The 24,669-nt window shown below is 57.6% G+C and carries 24 protein-coding genes, 1 tRNA gene and 2 pseudogenes; 15 read left to right on the top strand and 12 right to left on the bottom strand.

Annotated features, from left to right (window positions below):
• Positions 1–14 precede the first annotated feature (14 nt).
• A complete protein-coding gene (locus ACYP5B_RS53675; RefSeq protein ID WP_035858896.1) occupies positions 15–221 on the bottom strand; it encodes a DUF2188 domain-containing protein in 207 nt (68 codons plus the stop codon).
• A gap of 140 nt (positions 222–361) precedes the next feature.
• Between ACYP5B_RS53675 and ACYP5B_RS53670 the strand changes: the two genes are divergently transcribed.
• Positions 362–646: a hypothetical protein gene (locus ACYP5B_RS53670; RefSeq protein WP_160172217.1), complete on the top strand. Its 285-nt coding sequence runs from the start codon at positions 362–364 to the stop codon at positions 644–646.
• A gap of 201 nt (positions 647–847) precedes the next feature.
• Here ACYP5B_RS53670 and ACYP5B_RS53665 read toward each other — a convergent pair.
• A pseudogene (locus ACYP5B_RS53665) lies at positions 848–1,097 on the bottom strand (DNA-binding protein); the annotation flags it as partial.
• A 423-nt stretch (positions 1,098–1,520) separates the two neighbouring features.
• Here ACYP5B_RS53665 and ACYP5B_RS53660 point away from each other — a divergent pair.
• Both ACYP5B_RS53660 and ACYP5B_RS53655 read left to right on the top strand, forming a co-directional pair.
• Positions 1,521–2,189 (top strand): PAS domain S-box protein, encoded by a 669-nt coding sequence (locus tag ACYP5B_RS53660; protein ID WP_200876669.1) that lies wholly within the window; start codon positions 1,521–1,523, stop codon positions 2,187–2,189.
• 411 nt (positions 2,190–2,600) lie between these two features.
• Positions 2,601–3,260 carry an XpsR family transcriptional regulator gene (locus tag ACYP5B_RS53655; protein WP_459575671.1) on the top strand — a complete coding sequence of 220 codons (660 nt, stop codon included), beginning with the start codon at positions 2,601–2,603 and terminating at the stop codon, positions 3,258–3,260.
• A gap of 151 nt (positions 3,261–3,411) precedes the next feature.
• Here the strand turns inward: ACYP5B_RS53655 and ACYP5B_RS53650 are convergent.
• Both ACYP5B_RS53650 and ACYP5B_RS53645 read right to left on the bottom strand, forming a co-directional pair.
• Positions 3,412–3,485: transfer RNA gene (locus ACYP5B_RS53650), tRNA-Gly, on the bottom strand.
• Positions 3,486–3,689: 204 nt separating this feature from the next.
• On the bottom strand, positions 3,690–4,013 hold the full coding sequence (locus ACYP5B_RS53645) for an H-NS histone family protein (RefSeq protein ID WP_081861975.1): 324 nt from the start codon (positions 4,011–4,013) through the stop codon (positions 3,690–3,692).
• 1,587 nt (positions 4,014–5,600) lie between these two features.
• On the opposite strand from ACYP5B_RS53645, the gene ACYP5B_RS53640 reads away from it, so the two are divergent.
• The 7 genes from ACYP5B_RS53640 (at position 5,601) to ACYP5B_RS53610 (ending at position 9,834) form a co-directional block, all read left to right on the top strand.
• Positions 5,601–5,846 carry a hypothetical protein gene (locus ACYP5B_RS53640; RefSeq protein ID WP_035858884.1) on the top strand — a complete coding sequence of 82 codons (246 nt, stop codon included), beginning with the start codon at positions 5,601–5,603 and terminating at the stop codon, positions 5,844–5,846.
• A gap of 217 nt (positions 5,847–6,063) precedes the next feature.
• A complete protein-coding gene (locus tag ACYP5B_RS53635) occupies positions 6,064–6,432 on the top strand; it encodes a hypothetical protein (protein WP_459575670.1) in 369 nt (122 codons plus the stop codon).
• A 368-nt stretch (positions 6,433–6,800) separates the two neighbouring features.
• Positions 6,801–7,013, top strand: a complete 213-nt coding sequence (locus ACYP5B_RS53630; RefSeq protein ID WP_459575669.1) for a hypothetical protein — start codon at positions 6,801–6,803, stop codon at positions 7,011–7,013.
• A gap of 315 nt (positions 7,014–7,328) precedes the next feature.
• A complete protein-coding gene (locus tag ACYP5B_RS53625) occupies positions 7,329–7,934 on the top strand; it encodes a hypothetical protein (RefSeq protein ID WP_459575667.1) in 606 nt (201 codons plus the stop codon).
• A 94-nt stretch (positions 7,935–8,028) separates the two neighbouring features.
• Positions 8,029–8,706 (top strand): hypothetical protein, encoded by a 678-nt coding sequence (locus ACYP5B_RS53620; RefSeq protein WP_459575666.1) that lies wholly within the window; start codon positions 8,029–8,031, stop codon positions 8,704–8,706.
• Between the two features lie 54 nt (positions 8,707–8,760).
• A complete protein-coding gene (locus ACYP5B_RS53615; protein WP_459575665.1) occupies positions 8,761–8,949 on the top strand; it encodes a hypothetical protein in 189 nt (62 codons plus the stop codon).
• Between the two features lie 108 nt (positions 8,950–9,057).
• Positions 9,058–9,834, top strand: coding sequence for a DUF3800 domain-containing protein (locus tag ACYP5B_RS53610; RefSeq protein WP_459575663.1), 777 nt, complete (start codon positions 9,058–9,060; stop codon positions 9,832–9,834).
• A 618-nt stretch (positions 9,835–10,452) separates the two neighbouring features.
• Here ACYP5B_RS53610 and ACYP5B_RS53605 read toward each other — a convergent pair.
• Positions 10,453–11,043 (bottom strand): reverse transcriptase domain-containing protein, encoded by a 591-nt coding sequence (locus ACYP5B_RS53605; RefSeq protein ID WP_459575660.1) that lies wholly within the window; start codon positions 11,041–11,043, stop codon positions 10,453–10,455.
• 120 nt (positions 11,044–11,163) lie between these two features.
• Between ACYP5B_RS53605 and ACYP5B_RS53600 the strand changes: the two genes are divergently transcribed.
• The gene (locus ACYP5B_RS53600) at positions 11,164–11,382 is read left to right on the top strand and encodes a GIY-YIG nuclease family protein (protein ID WP_459575659.1); all 219 of its coding nucleotides are present in this window, start codon (positions 11,164–11,166) and stop codon (positions 11,380–11,382) included.
• 1,216 nt (positions 11,383–12,598) lie between these two features.
• Here ACYP5B_RS53600 and ACYP5B_RS53595 read toward each other — a convergent pair.
• The 5 genes from ACYP5B_RS53595 to ACYP5B_RS53575 form a co-directional block, all read right to left on the bottom strand.
• On the bottom strand, positions 12,599–13,411 hold the full coding sequence (locus tag ACYP5B_RS53595; RefSeq protein ID WP_459575657.1) for a TIR domain-containing protein: 813 nt from the start codon (positions 13,409–13,411) through the stop codon (positions 12,599–12,601).
• A 153-nt stretch (positions 13,412–13,564) separates the two neighbouring features.
• Positions 13,565–14,533 carry a hypothetical protein gene (locus tag ACYP5B_RS53590; protein ID WP_459575656.1) on the bottom strand — a complete coding sequence of 323 codons (969 nt, stop codon included), beginning with the start codon at positions 14,531–14,533 and terminating at the stop codon, positions 13,565–13,567.
• On the bottom strand, positions 14,530–16,431 hold the full coding sequence (locus ACYP5B_RS53585; RefSeq protein WP_459575654.1) for an ORC-CDC6 family AAA ATPase: 1,902 nt from the start codon (positions 16,429–16,431) through the stop codon (positions 14,530–14,532). Before ACYP5B_RS53585 ends, ACYP5B_RS53590 begins: the two co-directional genes overlap by 4 nt.
• Entirely contained in the window at positions 16,428–17,618 is a 1,191-nt protein-coding gene (locus ACYP5B_RS53580; RefSeq protein ID WP_459575652.1) for a metallophosphoesterase family protein, read from the bottom strand. Before ACYP5B_RS53580 ends, ACYP5B_RS53585 begins: the two co-directional genes overlap by 4 nt.
• 9 nt (positions 17,619–17,627) lie before the next feature.
• Positions 17,628–18,416, bottom strand: coding sequence for a DNA adenine methylase (locus ACYP5B_RS53575; protein WP_459575651.1), 789 nt, complete (start codon positions 18,414–18,416; stop codon positions 17,628–17,630).
• Positions 18,417–19,512: 1,096 nt separating this feature from the next.
• Between ACYP5B_RS53575 and ACYP5B_RS53570 the strand changes: the two are divergent.
• A pseudogene (locus tag ACYP5B_RS53570) lies at positions 19,513–20,124 on the top strand (DUF4158 domain-containing protein); the annotation flags it as partial.
• Positions 20,125–20,226: 102 nt separating this feature from the next.
• Here the strand turns inward: ACYP5B_RS53570 and istB are convergent.
• Together istB and istA are read right to left on the bottom strand one after the other, a co-directional pair.
• Complete coding sequence (istB, locus tag ACYP5B_RS53565) at positions 20,227–20,982, bottom strand: IS21-like element helper ATPase IstB (protein ID WP_447430023.1); 756 nt, start codon at positions 20,980–20,982, stop codon at positions 20,227–20,229.
• 8 nt (positions 20,983–20,990) lie between these two features.
• On the bottom strand, positions 20,991–22,490 hold the full coding sequence (gene istA / locus ACYP5B_RS53560) for an IS21 family transposase (protein ID WP_459575676.1): 1,500 nt from the start codon (positions 22,488–22,490) through the stop codon (positions 20,991–20,993).
• Positions 22,491–22,506: 16 nt separating this feature from the next.
• Here istA and tnpA point away from each other — a divergent pair, with 16 nt between their 5' ends.
• The 3 genes from tnpA to tnpC form a co-directional block, all read left to right on the top strand.
• Positions 22,507–22,914 (top strand): IS66 family insertion sequence element accessory protein TnpA, encoded by a 408-nt coding sequence (tnpA, locus tag ACYP5B_RS53555; protein ID WP_459575650.1) that lies wholly within the window; start codon positions 22,507–22,509, stop codon positions 22,912–22,914.
• On the top strand, positions 22,908–23,255 hold the full coding sequence (gene tnpB, locus ACYP5B_RS53550) for an IS66 family insertion sequence element accessory protein TnpB (protein ID WP_459575647.1): 348 nt from the start codon (positions 22,908–22,910) through the stop codon (positions 23,253–23,255). The genes tnpA and tnpB overlap by 7 nt, the downstream gene beginning before the upstream one ends.
• A gap of 36 nt (positions 23,256–23,291) precedes the next feature.
• The coding region (gene tnpC, locus ACYP5B_RS53545; protein WP_459575646.1) for an IS66 family transposase at positions 23,292–24,669 on the top strand (1,378 nt) is incomplete at its 3' end.

Raw genomic sequence — 24,669 nt, 5'->3', positions numbered from 1 at the left:
CTGGGGTTAGTACTTCAATGCTTCATGTTGCTACTAAAGCGGAGTTGACCGTTCATACCATGCACCATCAGCTCGACTTTTTCGCGCTCGGCAAGCGCGGTCCCAGCTTTGATCGCGTCTTCCATGGTGTCGTAGTGGAATCGCGCGCCTGCGGCACCGTCCTGCCTGACATCCCAGCCCTTGCCATGAGGTATGACGTGGACATTGGCCTTGCATGTCATGGTGACTTCCTAACCGTACAGAGGTCATGGCAGGCGTAAGGAGTCAATGAGAAAAAGAGCGCTATAACCGACAGGCATATGGCGCCATCCGATAGTAATTGGTCGGCATGGGAGCGGCCAAATCCTTTGCGGAGCAGACGATGCCATCGAAGATCCTGAAGGAGCAAATTCGCGAGCTGGATCAGGAGATCCTGCATGTCGAAACCGCGTTTCGGCATAGCTATGGAATCGAGCCTTTCGAGGCTCTATCGCCCGACACCGTCCTGCGCAACCTTGCCGCTAATATCAAAGATCTCCGGCTCAACATTCGAGCCCTTGAGCATGACCTTGCGGCGTTCGAAGACATTAAGAATCTGAAGGCTTGGCTCAAGACCTTCAGGTTCGCACCGCCTGCGTCCGTTTTCGATGAGATGATGCCTTTCTAGCGTCGGCGCTGCCACTGCTCTCGCTGTCGGCGGCAACGCTTGCTTCGCAGGCCTGCCTTCGCACTCACCGCACCCGTTCCCGCGCATCCGAAACTGCTGATTTTCTATCAAAATTAGTTGGTTAGCGGAGATGTGGCGGATTTTTGCGAATTGCGGCCAACCCTCTGTTCTGCCTCCCCCCAACAGGCTGATCGTGTCGCGCTCGGCCTGCAGCCGTGCCCGCTCCGCAGCGCCGGCCACGGCCGCGTCTTGCGCCCTCGCCTGCACCGCCGCTAGCTCGGTGCGCAGGTCCGTGCGCCTGCTCGGCCTTCTGCCGTAGCGTGCGGTCCTGGTCGATCTCGCACAACGCGCGGCGCTCGGTAGCGCTGGCGCGCTCTTGAGCGACGGTCACCTGCTCGCGGCTGGGCTCCAGCTCCGTCGAGAATTGGGTACGCAGCTCCCCGAGTTGCCGCTTGCTCGATCCAGGGTTGTCTGGTGGGCGCACTCAAGGGAAAAGGTACTGACATGTGTCGCTGTGGGGATCATTTAGCCTTGGCTTTGCTCTTGCTCGCGTCCTGACGCTCTGCATCCGCAGATTCCCGCTGCTTGTCCCCGCATGGCACAGGGATTCCGGGGGCCAGGAAAGGCAGTGTCGCCCATAAACGTAGTCCTTGCCAAAGTGGCGTTGTGATCCTGCAGTGCCTGCGCGGCGAACAATCTTCTGCGTTATCGGCATGGAGGCGGGTGACAGAAAAGCCGCCTGCGGCCGAACCGCCTTCTTGCTACTATCGGCACTCATGACGCGCCTGCAACGCTTAGCGGCGCGTAGCGCACTCGCCCTCACCCCACTCTGAAAAAACAAAGAAAGATGGCGACATTGCCCCCCAAGCACGTCATGGACCTGCTGCTCGACGCGATCTGCGTCGTCGACCGCCAGGGCCGTTTTCTGTCCGTCACGGGCGCTTGCGAAAGCATCTTTGGCTACCAGCCGGAGGAGATGCTGGGCACGCCGATGATTGACTTCGTCCATCCCGAGGATCGGGCGAGAACGCTGCAGGCCGTCGAGCGGATCGAGGCTGGCTATCTGCAGCGTCATTTCGAGAATCGTTATGTGCGCAAGGATGGCAGTATCGCGCACATCATGTGGTCGGCACGCTTGTCCGAGTGCAAGAACCAGCGGGTGGCGGTGGCCCGCGATATTTCTGACTGGGCCCTCGCACTGGCAGAGGAGCGGTTGCTGTCCGATGGCTCGTCGGTGGAAGCACATTGGCGGCTGTCGGCCAAGCCTCCTACGCTGACCCCGCCGGGGTTCCCACCCATTCCACTGTCTGCGCAGGATTTCACGGTCCTGTATGCCCTCGCCAGCGGCGATGAATGCGTGACGCGCAAGGCCATCGTGCGGGCGCTTGGCGAGGATTACCTCCATTACGACCAGCGCCGACTGGATACCCAAATGCGCCGCCTGCGCCGCAAGGTCGAGCAGGTGGGCGGGCTGCGGTTGCCCGTGTCGACGGTGCGGGGCGAGGGCTACCGGGTCTACCAGAAGATCGTGATCGACGGCTAGTGCCGGGGTCTGACACCAAGGCCACATGGTGCGGGCTGCCAGTTTGCTCAGATTTGCTCAGACAGCGAGGGGACCAGCGCTTTTATTCTTTTGGCTTTGAACAATAGCCAGACTGGCGATCGTCAGCTTGCCTCTCGCGCGATCCATGAGGATTTGAATCGGATGCAGCAACCTCGACTCTCCGCACTTAGTCGTGCGGAGTTGGACCTTGCATTTACGTCGTTTGCGGGGATGGATGGCGGCAACCCGGCCGCCGCCATCTGGGTGTGCGACGTGGCCCCGCTGTCTAGCTGCGTACCGCTATCGGTAGCGTTGCAGGGGCAGCCGACACCCGGGGCATGGGATAGGGAGTTCCGTTCGCGCCATGCACACCTATTGCCGCGCTGGCAGTCGCATTACCGGATCGCACGGATGTTGGCTGCAGCGCGGTCAGCCGCCTTGCCCCCGGGGCGCATTCCGATCAATGCACGTGAGTACTTTGACCGCTATCTCTATGTGCCGAATGGATGGGAGTTCAAGCTGAATCTCTTCCCACTGCCTGAGAGAACAGATCACACTTTGCCCTGGAGCAAGGTATTCCGCGAGCTGCAGGTGTTGGGTGTCAAGTCGGAGTATTTACGCCTGTGTCGCCTTGGCGGGCGCTTCCGCTTCATATCGTCGCTGCGCCGCCAGCACCGGCCCCGCGTAGTACTGTGCCTCGGTGAACGCCACGCGCGCGACTATCTGCATGCGTTCGGCTTCGAGGACGTGGAGGGAGCCGATGTGCTCCTGCAGCCGGCCGATTCGGTGCGGCGCTTGCAGGTCTTCGAGCATGATCAGACCGCGCTGGTACTGAGTCCCCGCCTTGGCGGTGCGCAAGGGCTGAGTTCCGACGTGCTGCTCGACGCGCTAGGGACCTTCTTGGCGAAGTGGCTTCGCCCGACGGATTTTCCGCCCTGCTTGGGCGTAGCCGAGGAGCCTTCCGTTGCGCAGCCCGCTGCTAAGGCCCTGCCGGCAACTGAAGCGCTCGCATTGAACGAAGCATGGGTGGCCACCCGAAATGGCTTGGCATCCTGCATCATGCACCAGTAGAAGAACCGGCCCTTCACTGTAGGGAGCCAGATGAGGTCCCAGCACAAACCTGGTTCTGACCACCGGTCCAGTGCGTCGTCAGCGGCCGTGGCTGCGGCAATGCCAGTGGCCCTGGCTCATGACTCTAACCAGGCATGAGCCAGAGTCACGATGGAGCGGGTGAAGGGAATCGAACCCTCGCCATAAGCTTGGAAGGCTTCTGATCTACCATTGAGCTACACCCGCGCGCGATGCGCGGCATGATAGCAGCGACGCCAATCGGCGTGGCACCATTTGTTCGGGCAAACAACCCTATCGTGCTGCGCCACTCTCGAATTGCGGTCCCAAGATAATGGGCTTGCCACGAGCGATCCATCACACAGGGGCTCACGCGGCGCGGCTACCTGCCAACTACTGCGGCAAAACAACGGTCGTTGGGTCGCCCAGTGTTCACGCTTCCGGAATCAAGAACTTGTCGCGATTCTTACCGAGCCAAGCCGGTGCACGGCCCCGGCCAGTCCAAGTTGCACCCGTCTTGGGGTCTTGATACTTTGGCGGCAGGGATGTCTTGGGTTTTGTCGGAACCTTTGCCGCCACGCTTGCTGCGGGCCGACCACGGCGACGTTTTGGAGCGATGTCGTCGGCAGTCAACTCATACTGCGCCATCAGGGCTTGAATCTGTTCGATAACGCCAGCGACTTCCGTTGCTCGCACTTCGACGAGCTGAGCCTCGAGTTTTTCCTTTTCGGCGAGCAGCTGTTTGTAGGATGCCATTGTTTTCTCCATCTCTATAGTAACTTCAGCATCGTACATTATTTCGAAGATTGCAACACGTCCAAGCGGTATATCGACGTCCATACCAATAATGTAGCCCTAGCCTTCAATTTTCTGGGCTGCGTGTCGATATTCGTGACGGTATAACACACGGAGATTTGAGCCGCCCAGTCCACGGCGCGGAGGATATCGTAGACGGCGGTCGCAATTTAATTGCGACATTGTCAACATGCCCGCCCGGCAACATCGTTTGGCATTTACAAATCTGGAGGTGTGCCTGCATCTCGCCCGCCCAAGGTTCTCCCCGTTCCTACGGCGGGCTTTTCATTTCTAATAGCATCGCGAAGAGCACCTGATAATCTGTGTTCTGGCGTATTCGTTGGGGTGGTGCGGCGCAGAATTTACTGGCGTAGACAACCGAGGAATGGTCTATGTTTTAAGTGCTAGACAGAATGTATTGACCTGCCGCACCATGAAGCCCCATATCCAACATTCGCATCACGCGTATCCGTGCGGGCCGGCATCTCGCCCTGCCCACCCCCATTTCTGCCCTTCGGCGTTGCGGTAGGTGCGCATCGGCTCGGGTGCCGCCGGCGGCGGCGCCACGAGGGAAAAGCAGCCGGGTGCCTGCAGGTTGGTCAAGGTCAGGCCGTGCCTGACCATCTGCACACGGATCCACACCAGCTGCGGCGCGCTCGATCTCAAGAGACATAGGTATAAGGTTTTGGGAGTCGGAAAGGTGCAACGATTTGGGGGCGAGCGATCAGTCGCCCTTGTCGCATCCCACACCGCCTGCATCGCTTCCATGCGCCGCGCGCCCGTTCCTGTTCGGTCGAGAATTGGGTACGTAGCTCCACCAGCGGACGGCCAGCTGCCTCCAGCTCTGCCCGCCAGGCCTCCAGCCGCGCCAGGGTTGCAGCATGCGCTTGCCGCTCGGCATGACGCGCCTCTGATGTTCACCTTGTCGCCCCGCAGCGGTAAGCCCCCTTGGGGAGGATATTCGCCAAGGCTGGGCGCGTGCGAGGGGCGCTTGCGGGGAAGTCCCGGCCGAGCCGCATGCCGGCCACATACGCGCCGACCGTGATTCCGGAGCCAAATCGAACCAGGGCCGGCGCGCGGGACGGCCCATTAGCGTCACACAAGGAGCGTGAACTGAAGACTGCTTAGATTTGCTGCGAGTTCAGGACTCCATACACCGGGCACGCGGCGCCTCGTCAGCATCCGCAGTGTCTTCGGAAACAGGCCGATTCTGCAGGCGGCTGTGCATGGCCTCGCATCGGATCAACATCATTGCTGCAGGATCCTCTTCACCGCCGGCACTACCAGCCTCAGCAGCGACCCGCAGATATACTTGCCGAGAGGCAACGGCGACGATCACAAGGATGGCGCCGACGCCGAAGGCTCGGACTGCAATTTGGAGGTATTGCCCCATGACTAAATTGGACCTATAGCTGGAGGTGACTGGCAGTGAGGCTACACGAGGATGTCTCGGGACGGTGCCACGCCGTCGCAGGATTGACACAATCCGTTTCGCCGCGGCGGGTCGGATCGCGCGTTGCGTGACAGCGCATGGCGGTACTGAAGAGAATGTCCCGAAAATCGATCACGGCCTTACCGACCGGCCGCTACTGGGCCACGCCACACGCGCCCTTCCCGCTGGACGGTCCAAACGGCCACGAGGAGGTGTTTCCCGGCGCCCAATGCCTCAGCGACGGCAAATGGGTCACCTTCTATAAGGACGGGGAAGAAGTCTGGGCGTGCAATGCCGTGTATGCCGCCGCCCATTTCGACTTTGCACCGGTTCCTATCAACCGCTCGCCGGCGGACAACTGAGGTCGGACGGTTCCCCAAGCCGTGGGGTACGTTTCGCCTCCTCCAAACAGTCGAGTCGATTTTTCGCGGACCGGGCGTTATGTCAAATCCGGTGGATCCGCACCACCGCTGTCCGACTCGCGTTGGTTTGCATAAAACTGTTCCCGAACTTTGCAGAATTCTGTTCCTGGCCCCATGGGCCAGACCAAGGAGCGCCCGCGGGAAGGAGGCCTGACCCGTGACGGCCGCCCTTCCAGTCTCACCGGCGTGCCGCCGGCTTGGCACCGTGATCGCGCGCGGCGCGCACGGCGCCCCTGACGGCGCGCTTCCGCAGCTTCGCAAGCCGCAGCGGGCCAGGCAGCGACTGACCGATCCGTTGGGAAAAGGAACAAAATTACTCAAAACGTCGACTGGAGGAACAATATTCTGCAAAATCCCTTTGCATAGAATTGTTCCCGATGTCTCCGAAACGGCCAGCTGGCGGGCGACCAGCAGGAACAAAATTATGCAAACCAACGACTCGCGTCGTTGGTTTGCACAAATTTGTTCCCGGTTTTTGCAGCATTTTGTTCCCAACCCCCATGGGCATGCCTGGCTGACGCGCTGAAAAGCGCGCCGGTGGCAGGCGCGGCACCCCAGCGTGACTCGGCTAGCTCGCGCGGCGCACCTCGCAGCGACCGTCATCGCTTTGCACAGCCGAATCCCCGCCATCGGGTCGCCTTGCCCCGTCGGCAAGATCCAGGTAGACGACTGACCGATACGTTGGGGGAAGGCACAAAATTGCCTGAAGTGTTGGCCGGGGGAACAGTTTTTTGCAGCGTTTCTCGACGCAAAATTGTTACCATCGCCATGCAATCGGCTTGCTGGCGTCCGACCAGCGGGAACAAATTTGTGCACACCGACGAGCGGCGTCGGTGTGCATAGATTTATTAAGCGATAACGTGCCAATCCCTCAAATAAGCAAGGATTACGAACATGAGTCTGAAGGATGAACTGGGGGTCGCCCCCGCCAACGAATTGCTCAAGACGGGCTCGCGCACCAAGGGCACAATGGGCCAAACGGAAATCGACGAGTACGAGGAGATCACGCCGGATGGCAAGGTGATCGCCAGGTACACCATTACCGAGCACACCAACCTGCGCGGCCTGCAGACGACCCGCTCCATCGACAAGCAAGCTGTAGCCTGACAAGGAGCCGTCCGTGCACGAAACCTATCGGGCGCACTTTGGCAAGGCGCCCGACGCCTAAGCCCCATCTGGACATGGCCAGCTTCCCAAGCGCGGCACCCTGCCGCACACGGACGGTTGGCACTACCAGCTGAAGTTCAAATAAGTACCCCGGTCCGTTGCTTTCCCCCAACGCTGCCGCCACGTGGTGGGCGTTGCGTTTGACGCAGCGGGGCGTTGCAATTGACGGTCGGTAGGATGACCATAAAGTTCGCGGGGCGACTGCTTGCTGCCGCGACTTCAACTCGACCATTGGATACGGAATGGTGACGCGCGGTGGCAACAGTACAACCAGATTATCAGTGGAACAAGTCAATCAGCGCCGAGCGCTCTGTTGCCATACGCTGTCCGCTTGCAAACGTGCACAAATGCCCGCGATACTATGAGAGCCTTTCTTTACTTGGTGGTGCTGGCATTACAACGTCTATAGCCAAGGACAAGGACCAAGCACTGCTCGATTATTGGAAAAACAGTGAATATTGGTCTGTGGTTGAAGAGCACGCGACGTCAATTACTAGTCGAAACAACGAACATTCTGGATTTCACAATTTCTGTCCAGAAATCTCCTTCGACGTATTCCACCTCTTCGCCTCTTATTTGCATCGATTCCCTGACGAAATAGATCGTCAAGCAGCGTTCAATCAGCTGAGCACAGATCCGACTCAAAGTGCTAACGACTGGAGGTGGAATTGGCAATATGTTGATCCGCTGCATTATACCGAATGCCCGGTTTATGCCATGCTATCAGATCACGAAGGCGAGAAGATGCGACTGGACAAGAAAGACGAAGTGCTGCAGTTAAGGCCAAGCATCTATGGCTTCTCAGTTGATCTTAAGGCCCTGTGGAGGAAGGCACTGAAATGGTTTAAATCTCGAAACTAAGCCGTATTGCGGCTGCTTCGAGAATGAAATCTCCGCCTGCGATGAACTTGGAATTGCAACCAACGACGTCTATACGCGAGGAGGGCTCTTCAAGATGGACAGTTTCGAGGAATTTGAGAATGAACTCGAACGACTTGAGCGTGTATGCCTGGAACTTGAAGATCAAGCGGGTTTATCGGAAATTATGAATCGATCCCGTGAAGGCCGCTTCTTTCCTCTTGGCGCATTTGGCGAACCATTTATTCGCCGGGAATATTTCGCCGAAGAATATGATGCTCGCCGGGAAAAGACAAGAGACGCTTACTTTTCAGTGACCGACGAAAATCTCCGAAAAATTCTGATCTCGGCGTGTCGGAACGTCGGGAATTTTAAGAGCCGCTGTCTCAAAGAAGATATTTTGAATGCAAATCGAGGCGTCATCGCTGCCAACATCAAATTGCAACAACCGCCGTGGGGAAAAGCTGCACTTGTCGGTATTGGCGCTGTCGCTTTGGGATATTTGATCTTCGGCGTCGCCGGAGCCATAGCTGGTGCGGTCGGAGGATTTTTTTGGGGCCAAGCCATCATCTCGCAAGCGCGCAACGAAGCCAGTGCCTTACTTGCGGAAGCGAAGGCAGATTTAGAGCGAAACCAAAAAATTGAGGCAGACAATGCTCTCGTGCCAGAGCTCTTTAGTCAGGGCGAAGAGCTATCCGGAAAACGAGATACCAACGTTGATGAGCAGCATGCATTCACTAATGTTGCCCAAACGGCAGGCAGAGCTGAGTTATGAGTCATTGGGCGTGTCCGACGGGCCCCGCTCAGGCGTGGAGGGGGTCTGCTCAACGTGATCGCCACGGATGACGGCGAATGGCTGTGGCAGCAGATACTCGCGCTCCAGCTCGAAGGCATTGTGACCGAGCACGCGGGCAGCCTCTGCACGGGCGGCGTGTCTGACGACTGGCGCAAGATCAAGCGCACGGGTTACCACGCTCAGGCGCATAAACGCGAAAACTCTAGTTCGACGCATCTTTAATGGAATAAAGCCAACTTTGCTGGAAGTTGGAAGTAGATGCTACCTCTGCGCGGAGGTGCTGCTGACCTGCCCCATAATGATGCCTTCACTTCACCAGCACATCAGGGCATGACCTCCAGCTTCCGCGCGTACATCGACGAGTCGGGCGACGAAGGATTCAAATTCCTACCCAACGAGCAAGGCAGCTCGCGGTGGTTCATCCAGTCCGCCACGGTGGTGCGCACGGTCAATGACCTGGCGATGGTCCAGCTCGTCAAGGACGCCAGAGCGCTGCTGAACAAACAGCCGAAGGCGCCCTTGCACTTTCGCCACCTGCGCCACGAGCATCGGGTGCCGTTGGCCCGCCTGATCGGTGAAGCGCCGCTACGGCATGCGCACGTGCTGGTCCACAAGCCGTCGATTTCCGACCCGGAGATATTCCAGCAGGAGGCGTACTCCCTCTACCGCTACACGATCCGCCTGCTGCTAGAGCGCGTGAGCTGGCTGTGCAGGGACACGGTGCGCGCCGGTGAGGGGGACGGCACGGCCGAGCTGATCTTCTCCAACCGCTCGGCCATGTCCTACGACGATCTGCGGCAATACATGGTGCGGCTGCAGGGTGTGGACGAATGCCGTATTCACTGGCCCAGTCTGGACCTGAATCGTGTGCGCGCGGTGAACCATGACCAGCTCGCGGGCCTGCAGATTGCAGACGCCGTGGCGACGAGCGCGTTCTATGCAGTTAACAAGAGTCAGTATGGAGAGACGGAAGACCGCTACCTAAGCCTCATTGCGCGCAACCTGTACCGGGCGCGCAATGGAAACGCAGACGGGTATGGCTTGAAGTTCTGGTGCGCCGCTGATGAGGAGCGCCAGCGAGTGCTCGCCGCGGTGCGCGTCGAGTAAGAAAGAACGGTTGCAGGCCCCGGATTCGAGGAACCCACCCATACGGGCTGCCGTCTTTCGACGACCTCTACAAGCTCCGCGCTTGCCTGCAACATCTGCAGTATAAGGCGCCTGCTGCGTTTTGCGCAACGGTTGCCGGGGCTGCCGGTAGGCAGGGTGCCTCCCGAATCTCACTACGGAAGGCGGGGATGCGGCTCCTTGCTTCGGAAACTGAGGAACCATCGCTAGGCTTCGGTCGGATTCGCAGGCAACGGTGCTCTCATCTGCCGAACGCAACGACGTATTGTGATGGTCCACATTCATGAGGTTCTCCGCGCCTGCGAACGGTTGCCAGTGCAATTCGAAACAAACGGAATAGAAATAACCGAAACGCTATCCCCTTCGAGGCGCCTAAAAGTTAGCACTTTGGCTCTTCGACATCGATAGACCTCTACGATTGTTACGTGACAACAACTCTCGCGGAGTGCGCAAGATCCTACAAATCACTTCCTAAGAGTGTGCGAGTGGAGCGGGCAGGATACTGAGCGGCGTGCCAGACAGGTGAATGTCGCGGTAGGAATGTCGATTACTAGACACCCCCCCCGCACAGATCCCGGCGTGCGCGATTCGCGCACCGGGCTACTGCCTTGGGTGCTTGGCGGCGAACCGCACAACAGGCCAAGGATGAAGGACTCGGGCAGGTGGAAGCCAATCCCTTTCCAGTCGTTTGATCAAAGCCCACGTAGTGTTGTCCTTCTGGCTGCGTCGCCGGAGCGCACGCCGCCATAGGTCCACCACATGTGCTCGGAAGCCGCGAATGGACGGGGTGTTGGTCGGTACGGCGTAGTAGTTGAAGTGCCCTTGCATCACACGTCGCAACCATCGGCCCTGTTCCGAGATGGACCGGTGCAATCTGCGCCTCAACTCCTCCCTGATTTCCCGTAGCTTGGCTTGCATCCGGTCACGCCGGGTGCGCCGCCTGAGCATGAACTTGCCATTTCTGGCTCGTCCGCAGATGTGGGTGAACCCCAAGAAGTTGAAGGTCTCCGGCTTGCCCAGACCACGCCTGGCTCTGTTCGTCACCGCGAAGCGGCCGAACTCGATCAGGCGGGCTTTCTCCGGGTGTAGCTTGAGCGCGAATTGCTCCAGCCTTTGCTGCATGTCCCGCTTGAAGCGTTTGGCGTCATAGGCCGAGGCGAAGCCGACAACAATGTCATCGGCGTATCGCACGATCCCGCACGCCTCTGCTTTCCCTGATTTTTGCTGACATCTTCCGCAAGATGGAGCGACGAATTCGCCACCATGCCTCGAGTGTGGCCATGCGTTTGGGACAACGAAAAGGAGAACGTGGTGGAAGGCTACGTCTATGTCATATCCAACAAAGCGATGGCCGGCCTGGTCAAGGTCGGCTTCACGACGCGTTCTCCGGACGAGCGCGCCGCTGAACTCGACGGCACACACTTCCCGTACCCACCGGTGGTTGAGTACTTCGCCTTGGTAAGCAATGCCAAGGCGGTCGAGAAAGAGGTTCACAGAAGCCTGCGAGCCAAACGTGAAAGGAAGGAGTAGTTCAGGTGCTCGAGTGCGTACGCAAGCCACAGCCGCCATTCGAAAGGCTGCGGGTACTGAGCGCCGACAAGAACATGCCCGTGCCGAGAACGAACTGCAATGGCAAATATGGCGCGCGGAGACAAGAGAAGCGAAGGCTGCCAATAGGCGCGCGGCTGAACAACAGGCACGCGCCGAGGCACATAAAGGCCAAAATCGCGCTGCAATTAATAGAAAGTACGAAGCGCAACTCGCCGCTCTGGCGAAAACTCCCCACTTCACTGTTTTCTGGGGGACTGCGGCGCTGGCAGTCGCCGTCATCTTCTACATGCTGCGGCCTAGAGAGCCTGTCGCGGAGATGGCCTTTGGGCTTATGCTCGGTCCAGTTCCGGGGTTCATTTTGCAAATTTGGATGAGGGAGTCGAAAACTCGGTCGCCGCACTATCTCGCCGTGCTTGCGCAACGTGACGCCGAACCAATAGGGTTGACTCAGGAGACAGTGCGGCCTCTGACGTTAATTCGGGGGATAGTGAGCCCACAGTGAAAACGACGAGACCGGTCATACGTCGCCGAGTAGTCGCCGATGATGAGCCCTCGGTCTTCACTAGCGCGGTCACGCAGCATGTGGGAGCTTCGAATGGACGCGAAACGCAACGGCTCAGGCAGCAGTCGCCTAACGCGCGAAGTTCCACCTCAAGCTGTTAGGGGCTACATGCATCCTCGCATGCCATCAGCAGGCGGACATATTTGCCGTGGTCGGCTACTCTTCTGTCGCCAACAATTCTTGTTGGTCCCAATCAGAGCCTTGCAGCAAACGGGACCGTTCGAAGAACACTGGCTCCTCTACCCGTTTCCGAACAACTCGGAGCCCGAAAAGGCGCTGCGCTACCTCACGGACTTCGGTGACTACGACGAGGAGCACCGTGGATGGCGCCAGCGGCCGCAGCGACGCCGATGCCTAAGCCCCAGGCGCCGGTGCCCAAGAAGCCCTCGCGCGGCCCCAGAGCGCTAAGGGAACGCCTTGAGGGCTATGTCGCGCTAAGCCCTTTTTCTTGTGATGATCCGGCTCCGCAATGCCGCGCCAAGCCGCGAGCCATTGCCGCCTGAGCGTCCGGATCGGGACTGAAACCCGCTAAGAGACATCCCGGCAGCCCTATCGGCAACACGAACCGTCGCATATTGCACCGAAATCAAAGCTCCCCCAGCTAGCAGCACAGCCGGCCACCCGCTGGCGAAGCTAAGCAGATTGTTCCTGTATGCGCTCCCAAATGAATTCCCCAGAGTCCACTTTTAGATCGCGACCGAATCCCGACCATCTTCCAGATAGAGTCCGCCCGTCTGGGTGGATTACGAGTTGGAATGGACCAAAATATGACGGGCCGGCGTCTGGGTTACCCCAGATACCGGTAATAAAATGTCCGCGATTAATGTTGCCACGAACATCGTATCGCTCGTTGTTTGATTGAAAACCTGTACGAATCCGGTCGCCGATATGCAAAATTTCAGCTTCGAAAGGATTCTTTGCTGGATAACTCTCACGGGAAAACTCCCAAACGCCACGCCATTTCCCGTTCAGATTGATGTGTGCGGGTGTGGGCCTTGTTAGCTTCGCGATAGCCTGTTTTACGAGCGTGCTTGCTGAGCCGAGCGACGCGCTGATGTTCCCCTCGTGACTGCCAGGAGTGTACAAGGCAGCAGTCAGCCCAAGCAAGTCTGTTGGTAGGTGGAACTGATTATCCGATGGTGTGACGAAGAAGACCCGCTCTCTGCCAAGAGTTCCCGCAAATAATCCGAGTTCGAGCAGAACATTATCTCTTGCTGTTTTATATTCTTCCTTTCTGAGTTTTGTAATGTCATCGGGGGATAAAACAAAAAGGGCCAGATCGCACTTCTTTGCTTTGTCTAACAGTGATTCGAGTGTGTTCTTCGATAAATCAAAGATACCTTGGGACCAAAGTTCAGCATCGACGGCATACATCAAGTTGTGTTGCATTGCCTCTGCAATCGGAAGGCCCTCAACTGAAGACCCAATGAACATGAGTGGTTTCATACATTATCTTGAATTTGGATTATTTTTTATCGACCACACGCCTATCGGAAGTGAAGTCATTAAGTGCAGAGGTTCTGCTTACGAAACAAGGCGCGCGTACCCCAATTGGATCTTCCCATTGCTTATCTGAAACTCACGCTCCGCGCCGCAACCTCAAGGGAGCTTGCCCCTTCCTTCAGCAGGGAAGACCAAGCGGAGTCCCACGCTTACTTCGCTAGCCTGTCGATCACTAGGTTCGATTGTGGTTCCCTGGCTTACGCGCCAGACAGCGACATCGCTCCGAACAACCGCTGCGATTAGAGAACATAAAACAAAGATTTTAGGGCCAAATGGCACCAGAACTACGCTATGTTCATCACCAAGACCCCGCACAACAGATTCCAATCTCGCGATGACAGATGTGGGTGCGCAGACGTCATACTCAAGGACACGACTGCGAGGAATCTCGGAAAGCAATAACTCGTTAGCCTTCTCCACCTCGGGTTTATACTCTTCTACAGGGGAATTGGGTGAAAATGCCCAAACTTCCCCGGCTTGAAGAAACTCCACGACCCCTAGCGCCTGATCTTGCTCATATCCCAGCCCAAGCACTGCTGCTGTTGAGGAGTACCCACCCTGCGACCAGCCCGCAAATGCGCGGTGAGCCGGCCCCACGACAGTGTTAGGTCTTCGGCTCGAGATCGGCTTCTCAAACTTTGCCAGTGAGTAGGCAAAGTCTACCGTTAAGCCGGCCTCGAAGCGGTGCGCACGATCGAATAGTCCATGCACGATCGCGGCAAGTCTGAAACGACTGAAGCATGAGATATCGATAAAAATGGATGTCGGAACTTCCACATTTAGCAAGCATATCTCATTTTGAAAGACCTCTTCAAATTCTAGATCTGATAGATTATCAATTATTCGAGTTTTTGCATCATTAAAAGCTTGTTGGTTTCGCTCATATGATAGTTTATGTCCATGGCTAAAACCCAGGGCCACGCTGGATTTTGTTCGTTCCACAATTGAAGGCAAAATACTAACGGCTCGTGACTCGAATCCTAGCGCAAATATAGAAACGTCATATTCTTTCTCTTTCCATATTTCCGAAGACAAATCATAAAACCTCGGCCGTTTGAATTTCATGTGAATAGACCTAACTGTTGCGGGCGTTCTCGGCCATCTTGAGCCTTCAGTGGGGCTCGATACCTATGAAGAGCTCCAAACTGCTTGGACAGGATGCTTGAAAGGCTGCGTGACTTTCCTCGCCTCATGGGCAAATTGAAATGCGGCGCAAGAAGATGGACAAGTCGGAAAGTCTTTCCTACAGGAGATGCCGCAGTTAAATTTATATCCTCGTCATTGAAGATCACGATCGCGCCGATGTTCAAGGCCGCCATAACCAACTTCTGAATAGGCTCTGGCGTTCCCTGGTCCACTGTGAACGCCAACACCGGATCAGCTGTGAAGCCTTTTCCTAGCGCGCTCTGCTCGAAATATTTCGCTACCGTTGATATCAGGTCATACAGACAAAGCTGTGCAACAACATCCTCGGCCCTTTCTATAGGTATCGCATTTATCCAAGCTAAGAACTTCTTCGCCGAAATCTCAAGCTCGTGAGCTTGCTGCTCACGAGTCAGTTCCTTCCCACTTGGGCTTTGCCTCCATCGAAGAAGCAATCGGGAGGCTATCCCGCTAAACCAGCGAGGATTGCCTTCTGTAGCCGTGCAGATTGCCTCCCAACCGGAAAAAACATCTGGCGGCGCGCGCTTGAGGCTCTTCCGAACGAGAGAGCTGCCTGCGGATTCTTTTCGAGAGACGGTAAGATAGGCGTTTCGAAAGCCTACTAAGGGAGCGACCTTGCGAACCACGGAATTCATCTTATCCCGCGAAGTGGCGTCGAGTGCAGCAGTCCGTATGCCATTCCGCCTCAGATACTCTGCAAAGGAAGGATCCTTGCGCTCAAGTTCCTGAAAGTCGCTTTTCCAACCACTCGGACTATTGTACCGCCTGGAACCATGGCTACTTTCTTGATTCGAGTATTGAAATCGAGACCGCTGAAGTATGATATATGGAGGTAGATGCTCCGCAGGAGTGCCGACAGCATGCTTCTCCCACAAGCGCAAACAAAATTGCTCGCGTTCACGCTGATCGATGAACCATAGCGGAATTGCATCGTAATCATTTCCCGCGGATGCCGCACCTTCCGAATTTAGAAGGCCTGATGCATCATTCGATGGACTAATTGCCAGTTTGAAAAGAAATCTTTGATCAGTTGACCGCAAGTACTGGAACAAGTCTTCTTGGATCTTTTGGGGGGCAATTTCCAGTTCATCAAAACACAACGCCCATCTCGCGGAATAGAGGCCAGTAACCGCCACGAATCGTTCCGAAATTTCCCGGGCCACGCCGAGAAGGTTCATACCCAATAGACGTTTTATATACGGTGATAGCTGGTTTTGTGATCCTGCGGCTCCAAGCTCCGCAAGTTCTTCCACAATTGCGACCTTCAACCCGTCGAGGGACGGAATGCCTAGCGGTAAATGCCACGCATCAGCAAGCGCAATGCAGAATGCAACTTCATCTTCCTTTGATATTTCCACTTTATTGGAGGACCCACCAAAGTCGACTCTCGGTCGATCGCGTGTAATCTGCAAAATGGAATTAATAAATGCTTCTCTGAAATGTGATAAAAACACTGCATTAGTGAATCGCCATTCATTTCCATTTCCAAGGCTTTCGGCTTTCTGGTCAACTTGTATCTTCCAATTGATATCGGCGGGTGTGAAAACTCCCCAATATTCAATGTTCTTTCGAGCTCGCTCAGCCTCTTCCCCATCCCATGCCGCCAGTGCCTTGGGCTGTAACATTTTGAGAAGATGTGTTTTCCCACTTCCTCTCGGGCCTATAAGGAGGGAATTACGTAGCTCAATCAACTCCCAGAATTTTCCAGAAGGCACGAATTGATGGGCAACCTCTTCTGGATTGATATGCCGTGCGTTATAGGCTCCAAAGAAAGGAGACGAGGTATTCTCTTTGGTCACGCTGACCTCCCTACTTGCGTCAGCATTCCTTCGCGATCGCGATGCAGCTTGATGTTCGATGCTCCAAGTAATTTCTCGACCTGACTCAGATGTGTTGGAGTCAGGAGCTGAACGTCAGGAACATTTTGTATTACTTCGTTCCAGCTTTTATAGTCCGGAGAGGAAGTGAACATCTGTGCGATTTGCTCGGCAATGGCTCGAGGCTGAAACTGGGACCCAAAACCACACTCGGGAGGGAAGCCCTCCTCGTCGCTTTGAGCTGGTCGCTTTTGCCAGCCACCCGTGATTGTCCAACTCCACGTTTCGATGGTCCCAGTTAGTGGCTGTGACAACGAATGGTCGACCACAACATCAAGAACATGGAATTGGTTAAGCTTACCTGGAATTTGCGCTGAGAAGCTGGAGGCTCCTACTACCACACAATCGGGATCCCGCGAATGTTCGAGATTGGGAACGTGACGATGACCATGTAGGACGAGCCACGGAGAGACTGTCGTGTTAGTTAGCATACTCAATAGTTCGCCGCCCTTTTGCATGAACTCTGCGTCAGGGGCATTACCCCAGAGTCCTTTGAGGGGACGAACGTGATGATGGCAGAGCAGAATGTTGAGATCCGCATTCGGTGAATCAGAAATTTTACGCTCGATTGCGTCAATCGTGCGTTTTGATACTCTCCCATGGACCTCTTCGCCAGAGCTTCCGCCGTGGTAAGCGCTGGTGTTTAGTACTAAGACACGTACTCTAGGAAGAGGGTGGAAAAGTACAAAATTCCGAGCCCAAAAATGATTTGAAAGATCATCACATTCAAATGGAAACTGAGGCCGAATAGTTTGAAGATTTCCTTTTGGATCCGGATCCTCGGCCGAGTCGACATGGCGTGAATTTAGGTCGTGATTGCCGCAAGTCGCAATAAGTTGCTTGGCATTCAATGCCTTCGTTATGTCGTTCAACTGCTCCCAAGCATATTGAAATCCACGGAAATCCGCTTTATCGCAAATGTCGCCAGCACATACGACGAGATCAACTTCCAAGTCTTCCCGTTGAATCAATTTACGTAGATTACCAAAGGGATCTGGATCAGAAACTCGTGGGGTGGTTGGAAGATACGATACGCTTAAGCGACTCGCCTCAGGATGGAAGGCGTGCAGATCACTAAGGAAGGCGAGGCGTACACGACTATTCGACATGGCATTCGTTCAGTAATTGCACGCCAGAATTTCTCTAGCAAGGCGCCGAGAGTGTGAAAATCCTGCTACGCTCCTCGTGACGTTTATCTTTCTCATCGACCAGTCATTTAGACCGTGACATAGTGTTTCGCATTCCTTGAATGACAACAACACTTTCACTCCGCGATCCGTGAGGTCCCGACAAGCAAGGATAAGTCTCTCCTGATCTGCCGACTGAAATGAACCCTGGTAGCTATATTCTCCGCGAAATCTATTTCCATCGCTATAGGGAGGATCAAGATAGACAAAATCTCCGCTCTGGGCTTTATTTATAGCAGTAGAAAAATCACCGCAAATCAGGTCAACCTCTGCGAGAAAATTCGATGCCGAGTAGATATCATCACGTGTAGGCAAGGAAAAAAAATGACTGCCAAGTGGAACGTTGAATCGTCCTTGGCGGTTTGTTCGGTATACCCCGTTGAAGCATGACTTCATAAGAAAGACTAACCGGGCGGCGCGTTGCGTGTTGGTTAGGGTTTCGGGCGTAAGTTCCCGAAGGGTATAATATGCCTCCCTTGTCTTCGGAACAGAGTAGAGATAATCGCAGACTTCCTCAGGGGTATCGCGGATCGCCGTGTATGTCGCTATGACCTCTGGATTCAAATCACCTAAGACCGCTGACTTTGGTAGGAGATCAAAAAAGAGGACCGCTGAGCCTGCGAATGGCTCAAAATATCGTTGGAATGACGCGGGAGACAGACCACGCAAGTTAGACAGGACTTTGCGCTTACTACCTGCCCACCGTAATATTGGATTCATGAACGCTCTGTTTATCTTTTATTTCGCCGCAACATATTGGAAGTGGATGCAGCCTGCCGCGACAGTTGTCGCGAAGGTCCGGGTCACATCCGAACGCAGCAATCCGAGCGGCAAATTCAGGGCATCATTGTAATGATTCTTTGGCTGATGTAGCGAGGTGGGAAGCGTTGCATCGCGCGCTCATATATGGCCCTTTGAGCCGAGGCAGGCAGGGCACGCGGAGATTATGTCATATCTCAACGTTAGTCTGGTTGGCATCGGCGTTCTGACTGAAGCTCGATGCAGTCTTACGTGCCTTTCCGCCGCTGTTTCTGAGAGGCCGCCAGCGTGGCGGTACCGGATCGCTAGACAGCTTAGCCGGCAGCTTACCTGTGGCACGGGGCGGTGCCAGCTCGGATCACGGCATGCACCTCAAAATGCCCACTAGGCGAATCATGGCCTCTCGGTTCCTTCGGCAGCTGAGACCTTGGACATCGAGCAGTCAGCGGAGGAAAAGCAGGCAGGCACGCGAGGCAGCCCGTGTCGCGGGTCCACTGGTCCTCGGTTTCGCTGCGCCGGACGTGCAACTCAGGTTTGGCGCCCTTCGGCACGTGGATTAGGCAATCCAGGTGGGCACCAAGGCAGGCTCTTGGCGGGATCTCGCCGGGCACGCAGATCCTCGTCGCGGTCGGCCCAGCGCGGCACGCAGCGCCCGTGACATCACATCGTTCGCCACGGCGTTCGATCAAGCTGCGGCGAAATGCCCCACCTCCAACGCCTCTACAGCTGCCATCAAGCCCTCGGCTGGACCAAATCCAATGTGCAACTGACGCTGTCACGCCGCAGTACGACGGGCTCCGCCGGCTGACTTCGCATTATGAAACGCCGGAAACAGGTCTCCCTTTGCTTTTGCTGCAGTTTACCGGGGTAGCCGCCCCTTGTAGCCATGCGGGTTTCCGGCCTGCCACCTAAGAAAATGCCAATAAATCAATAGGTTGCTGTCTGCCCCACCCTAGTCCTTGAAGTGCCGCAAGCAGCATATTATAGTGTTGAACGTTGCGACTACCTCTCATTGCCGCTACCCTCCGCAGTCCGTCTCACGCGTGGGAGAAGCGCGATGGATCACTGGCGGTTGGCCTACCTCGGGATGCGGCAGATCCCACGGGAACTCAGCGAGTTCGAGCTTGCCACGTTCTTCACCTACTCCTCCAAGGAACGCGCACTGATTGATGCTCGGCGCAGTCCCTTGTATCGCTTGGCCGTTGCCGTACACATCGGCTTTATCCGCATGACGGGACGTACGCTTGACGCCTGCAAGCAGGTGCCCAGATTTCTCTGGGCGCATGTCGGTGTCCAGGTTGGTGTGACGCCGCCGGACATGGGCACGCTCAACGCACTCTACGATGGGCGCACCGATACACTGTCAAATCACCAGATGCTGGCCTACCAAGCCCTCGGCTTCAGTCCGATGGCTGAGCACCAGCGCCGCTACGTCACGCGCTGGCTCAAGGAACGATTGACGGGACAGCCGAGCCGCACCGAGCTGTTCCATGAACTGAAGCGCTGGCTGTATGAGCATCGGATACTGATACCCCATGACCGCGCACTAAAAAGACTGATTAGCCAGGCCGTCGCCACGGCCGAGACGGCGCTTGCCGTCGCTCTGGTGCGCGCCTACGGGGCTGCCTCCTTAGACACCTGGGGCACAGCACTTGCGCGCCCGCATGGCGATCACACGTGCGGATTTCGGTGAAGGTGATCGGCCGTTTCGGTGAACGTGATCAGGGAAGGAAGGTGGTACTGCGCGGTCATGAGATTGTAGCGTAGGTGATCACGATCCCCGCTTCTTGGTATCTGTTGATGCCCGCTTGCGCATCGACTCGCCCTTGAGCGGCACCTTGTGGGCCTGGTGAACTAGCCGGTCCAGGATGGCGTCGGCGAGCGTCGGGTCATTGAGCCATTGGTGCCAATGCTCGATCGGTAACTGGCTGGTCACGATGGTCGAACGCGTGCCGACACGGTCATCGAGGACTTCCAGCAGATCACCGCGTGCGCTCTCGGAAGGCTCCTGCAAGCCCCAATCGTCAAGGATCAGCACATCGATCCGCGCCAGTTGCGCCAGGCGCCGGGTAAAGCTGCCATCGCCGTGGGCGATCTGCAGTTCCTCAAACAACCTCGGCACCCTCTGATAGAGCACCGAGAACCCTTGCCGACAGGCCTGCTGACCGAACGCACAAGCCAGCCAGGACTTGCCGGCGCCGGTCGGCCCGGTCAGGATCAGGCTCTGTGCGTTACGGATCCAGTCGCAACTGGCCAGGGTGGCGACGAGCCGCTGATCAAGGCCCCGGCTGCCGTCATAGATCACATCTTCGACGCATGCCTGGGTATGCTTGAGTTTGGCCGCGCGCAGCAGGCGCTCCAGCCGCCGGGTGTCGCGCCAGGCGATCTCCCGATCGACCAGCATCGAGAAGCGTTCCTCGAATGGCAGGCTGGTGCTGGCTGTCAGAGCAGACTGCTCTTCGAAGGCCCGGGCCATCCCGTCGAGCTTGAGTGCCTTGAGTTGGCCAACGGTGTGTTGCATCAGCATGTATTTTCCTAATGGTAGTAGTCAGGGCCACGCACGTTGTCATGCATGGGGGAATGCCACTCAGACTGAGATCCCGGCAGAGTGGCTTGCCGGTCCAGATGGTTTTCAAGGATGGATAGCACCGACTTGCGTGTGAGCGAGCCAATGGCGACGGCGCGAGCGCTGGCCGCTTCCAGCCGGTCCTTGCCGTACTTCCGCGCCAGGCTGAGCAGGCCCAGACAGGCGCGGTAGCCCATTTCGGGATGCGGCCTGCTGGTGAGCTGGTATTCGACGATGACGGCGACACTCGGACCGATCGAAGCCGCCCAGTTCAGCAGCCGGCCCGGCGTCCATTCGAGGTGGGCGCGGTGCGCCGCCGGCATATGGTCCTTGACCGTGCTGTGGCTGCCCTTGCGGGTATTGCGCGCGTGCAGAGCCACGCGCTTGCCGCCGTACAGGATCTCGATGGTGTGGCGCGTCACGCGAGCCTCCACCGCCTTGCGCACCAGGGCATGTGGCACGCTGTAGTAATGGCCGTCGATCTCGACGTGGTAGTCGACGTTGACCCGGCACTGCTTGAACGTCGCCACCTCATAGCGCCGCTCCGGCAGCGCGCGCAGCACCGGGCGATCTAGCCGTTCGAACCATTCCCGTCGCGTGCCGAGCAGCTTCTTGAAGGGGCGGCTGTTCAGGTCGACGACGAGCTTCTTGATGGCCTTATTGAGCTCGGCCAAGCTGTAGAAGCGGTGGTTGCGCAGCCGTGCCAGGATCCAGCGCTCGACGATCAACACACCGGTTTCGACCTTGGCCTTATCCTGAGGCTTACGTGGCCGTGCCGGCAGCATGGCCGTGCTGTAGTGATGGACGAAGTCCTCGGCGGTTCGGGATAGCACAGGCTCGTACCGGTCCGGCCGAGCGACCAGCGCTCGCGGGTTGTCCGGCACCAGCAACTCCGGCACGCCGCCGATGAACTCCATGGCGCAAACCATGCCGCCAATCCAGTCGGCAGTGGTCTGGCCGCGGGTGGCGCACGCGTAGGTGTAGTTCGACGCGCCCAGCACAGCGACGAAGATACTGGCCTCGAAGGCAGTGCCGCCTTCGGGGTTGAGAATCGGAACCATCGGGCCGGCGAAGTCCGCGAACAGCTTCTCGCCAGCATTGTGATGCTGGCGCATGGACCGCTTGAGCGTCGCCGCCCAGTCCCGGTAGCGACAGCAGAACTGTGTGTACTGGTAGATTGGGACACTTGGATTCGCCTCCAGGTATTCCTCCCAGAGCAACTGCAACGTCACGCCCTTGCGGCGCAACTCGCGATGCAAGTAGGCGAAGTCCGGTGTCACTCGACCGCCCGCGCTGTTGGCCGGCTTCTGCGCGCCGAACAGCCGCTGCTCCAGGGCGTCCTCGTCAAGACTTTCTGCCAGCGGCCAATCCAGTCCCGACGCCTTCGCCATCGCCGCGTACTGCGTAACCGTCAGCGGAACCCGTCTGGCGAGTAGAGGGCGGCGATGAGAAGGTAGGAGCTTCACGATCTCTGGGAGTGAAGCGATGGCCGATCAGCGGGAAGGTAAGAGGGGACGAGCCGGGGCAAGGTATGACCGCCACGATGAGGCTTTCTGGCGCGATCTGCTGGCGCAATGGCGGAACAGCGGCGGGAGCATCCGCGCCTTCTGCCGACAGCACGGCTTGGCCGTTAGCACCTTCGGTCTGTGGCGCAAGCGATTGAACCACGAGCCACCGGTGACGCCGCCCATGGCAGTGACCCCGGATACGGCGTTCATCGCCGCGGCAACGACAGCGCTACCGAATGTCCTGCCGGCGAGCGACCCGGCACCATCGAAGTCACGCGACCAAGTGGTCGTCACGCTCGGCGGCGCACGTATCGAGATGGCCGGGGTGCATGCCGAACGCATCGTGCGCTTCGTGCTGGGCCAGTTGGGAGGAGGCCGGTGCTGATCAGCGGCGATGTGCAGGCTTTCATCTGCCGTGACGCGGTCGACATGCGCAAGTCCATCGACGGCCTATCATATCTGGTGGAGCCGCTGCTGGCCAAGAGTCCCCTGTCGGGCCACCTGTTTGTCTTCGTCGGGCGCGATCGATCGAAGGTCAAGATTCTGTATTGGGACCGCACCGGCTTCGCGTTGTGGTACAAGCGGCTTTCGCGCGGCCGGTTTCCTTCGCCGGCGACGCTAGCCCAGCGTGGCTTCACGCTGGCCGAATTGAACGCTTGGCTCGAAGGCATCGAGATCCCTGCGGTTCGGCCCCACCGCACTGTCACGGCCACGCGCATCTTGTGACTTGTAAACCTGCCGGCGCTGGCGCATCATGGCGCCATGCTTCCGGTACTGACACCCTCCGACCTGCCAGCCGATCTCGAGGCGGTACGTACCCTCGCGCTGGAGCAGAACCGGGTCGCCCGAGCGCTGTGGGAGCAACTGGAGATATTGAAGCACCAGATCGCGCAGCTTAACCGCGCGCAGTTCGGCGCCAGTTCCGAGCGTCTGCCGTGTCAGGCTGAACTCTTTGCCGTACCGCTCGATCTGCCGTCACCGCCAACCGCCGCAGAGATCAAGGTGGCGGGCCACACCCGCAAGGGGCGCCCGGCACTGCCCAAGGATCTGCCGCGCACGCGGATCGAATACGATCTGTCCGCGGCAGAGAAGGCCGCCTTCGATTCACTGCAGCGCATCGGCGAGGAGCGCAGCGAGACGCTGCACTACGAGCCGGCAAAGCTCAGCGTGATCGAGCACATCCGCTTCAAGTATGCGGCCATGAAGAATGGTGAGTCCACCATCGTGACCGCCACCGCGCAGCCCTCGCCGTTACCCAAGAGCAACGCCAGCGCGGGCCTGCTCGCCAACATCCAGGTCAATACCTTTGTGGACCACTTGCCGATCCACCGGCAGGAGATGGGCTACGCCCGCCTGGGCATTCATCTGCCGCGTGCCACACTGTGCGAATGGAAGCTGGGGTCGGCCGAGTTGCTGCAGACGCTCTTACCATCCTTGCGCATTCACATCCTACAAGCACCACGCCTGCACCTTGATGACACCACGCTGCCATTGCTCGAACGCGGGCGCGCCACCACCAAGCAGGCACACCTGTGGGGCTACCTCGGAGCCGGACAGCGGCAGGAGAACGGGCTGTGGGTCGATCACCCGCCGGCGGTCATGTTCGAGTTCGCCGAATCCCGTGCCGCCACCCATCCACTCACCTTCCTGCGCGACTATCGGGGGTACCTGCAGGCCGACGCCTACAGTGGTCACGATGCCCTCTATCGCACCGGCCGCATCATCGAAGTCGGTTGCTGGGCGCATTGCAGGAGACGCTTCTTTGAGATCGCCAAGGTGCAGAAGGCGCTTGGGTTGGCCGCGCAGGCGCTGGCGTGGATCGCCCAGTTGTATGCCATCGAGGCCGGCATCAAGGACAAGCCACCGGATCACAAACTGGCCGTGCGGCAGGCGCAATCCGTGCCGCTGCTCGCCCAGTTCCACCAGTGGCTGCTAGGCAATGCCCATGGCTTGCTGGCCAAGCAGCCGTTGGAGCAGGCCTTCGGCTATGCACTACGACATTGGCAGGCCCTCGTGCGCTACACCGAAAGCGGTATCCTGGAGCCGGACAACAATCGCCTCGAGCGCGCCATCCGCCCAATTGCCGTTGGCAGAGCGAATTTTATGTTCGTGGGCTCGCCGCGTGGCGGGCGTGCCGCCG

It is taken from the genome of Cupriavidus sp. 8B, assembly GCF_054589115.1.
The sequence above is the reverse complement of the archived record's forward strand: the minus strand, read 5'-3'. Positions and strand labels throughout refer to the sequence as shown.

Coding starts and splice junctions, on each gene's coding strand:
- ACYP5B_RS53675 (WP_035858896.1), bottom strand. CDS start 221: ATGACATGCAAGGCCAATGTCCACGTCATACCTCATGGCAAGGGCTGG.
- ACYP5B_RS53670 (WP_160172217.1), top strand. CDS start 362: ATGCCATCGAAGATCCTGAAGGAGCAAATTCGCGAGCTGGATCAGGAG.
- ACYP5B_RS53660 (WP_200876669.1), top strand. CDS start 1,521: ATGGACCTGCTGCTCGACGCGATCTGCGTCGTCGACCGCCAGGGCCGT.
- ACYP5B_RS53655 (WP_459575671.1), top strand. CDS start 2,601: ATGTTGGCTGCAGCGCGGTCAGCCGCCTTGCCCCCGGGGCGCATTCCG.
- ACYP5B_RS53645 (WP_081861975.1), bottom strand. CDS start 4,013: ATGGCATCCTACAAACAGCTGCTCGCCGAAAAGGAAAAACTCGAGGCT.
- ACYP5B_RS53640 (WP_035858884.1), top strand. CDS start 5,601: ATGTCCCGAAAATCGATCACGGCCTTACCGACCGGCCGCTACTGGGCC.
- ACYP5B_RS53630 (WP_459575669.1), top strand. CDS start 6,801: ATGAGTCTGAAGGATGAACTGGGGGTCGCCCCCGCCAACGAATTGCTC.
- ACYP5B_RS53620 (WP_459575666.1), top strand. CDS start 8,029: ATGGACAGTTTCGAGGAATTTGAGAATGAACTCGAACGACTTGAGCGT.
- ACYP5B_RS53610 (WP_459575663.1), top strand. CDS start 9,058: ATGACCTCCAGCTTCCGCGCGTACATCGACGAGTCGGGCGACGAAGGA.
- ACYP5B_RS53595 (WP_459575657.1), bottom strand. CDS start 13,411: ATGAAACCACTCATGTTCATTGGGTCTTCAGTTGAGGGCCTTCCGATT.
- ACYP5B_RS53590 (WP_459575656.1), bottom strand. CDS start 14,533: ATGAAATTCAAACGGCCGAGGTTTTATGATTTGTCTTCGGAAATATGG.
- ACYP5B_RS53580 (WP_459575652.1), bottom strand. CDS start 17,618: ATGTCGAATAGTCGTGTACGCCTCGCCTTCCTTAGTGATCTGCACGCC.
- ACYP5B_RS53575 (WP_459575651.1), bottom strand. CDS start 18,416: ATGAATCCAATATTACGGTGGGCAGGTAGTAAGCGCAAAGTCCTGTCT.
- istB (WP_447430023.1), bottom strand. CDS start 20,982: ATGCTGATGCAACACACCGTTGGCCAACTCAAGGCACTCAAGCTCGAC.
- tnpA (WP_459575650.1), top strand. CDS start 22,507: ATGGCCGATCAGCGGGAAGGTAAGAGGGGACGAGCCGGGGCAAGGTAT.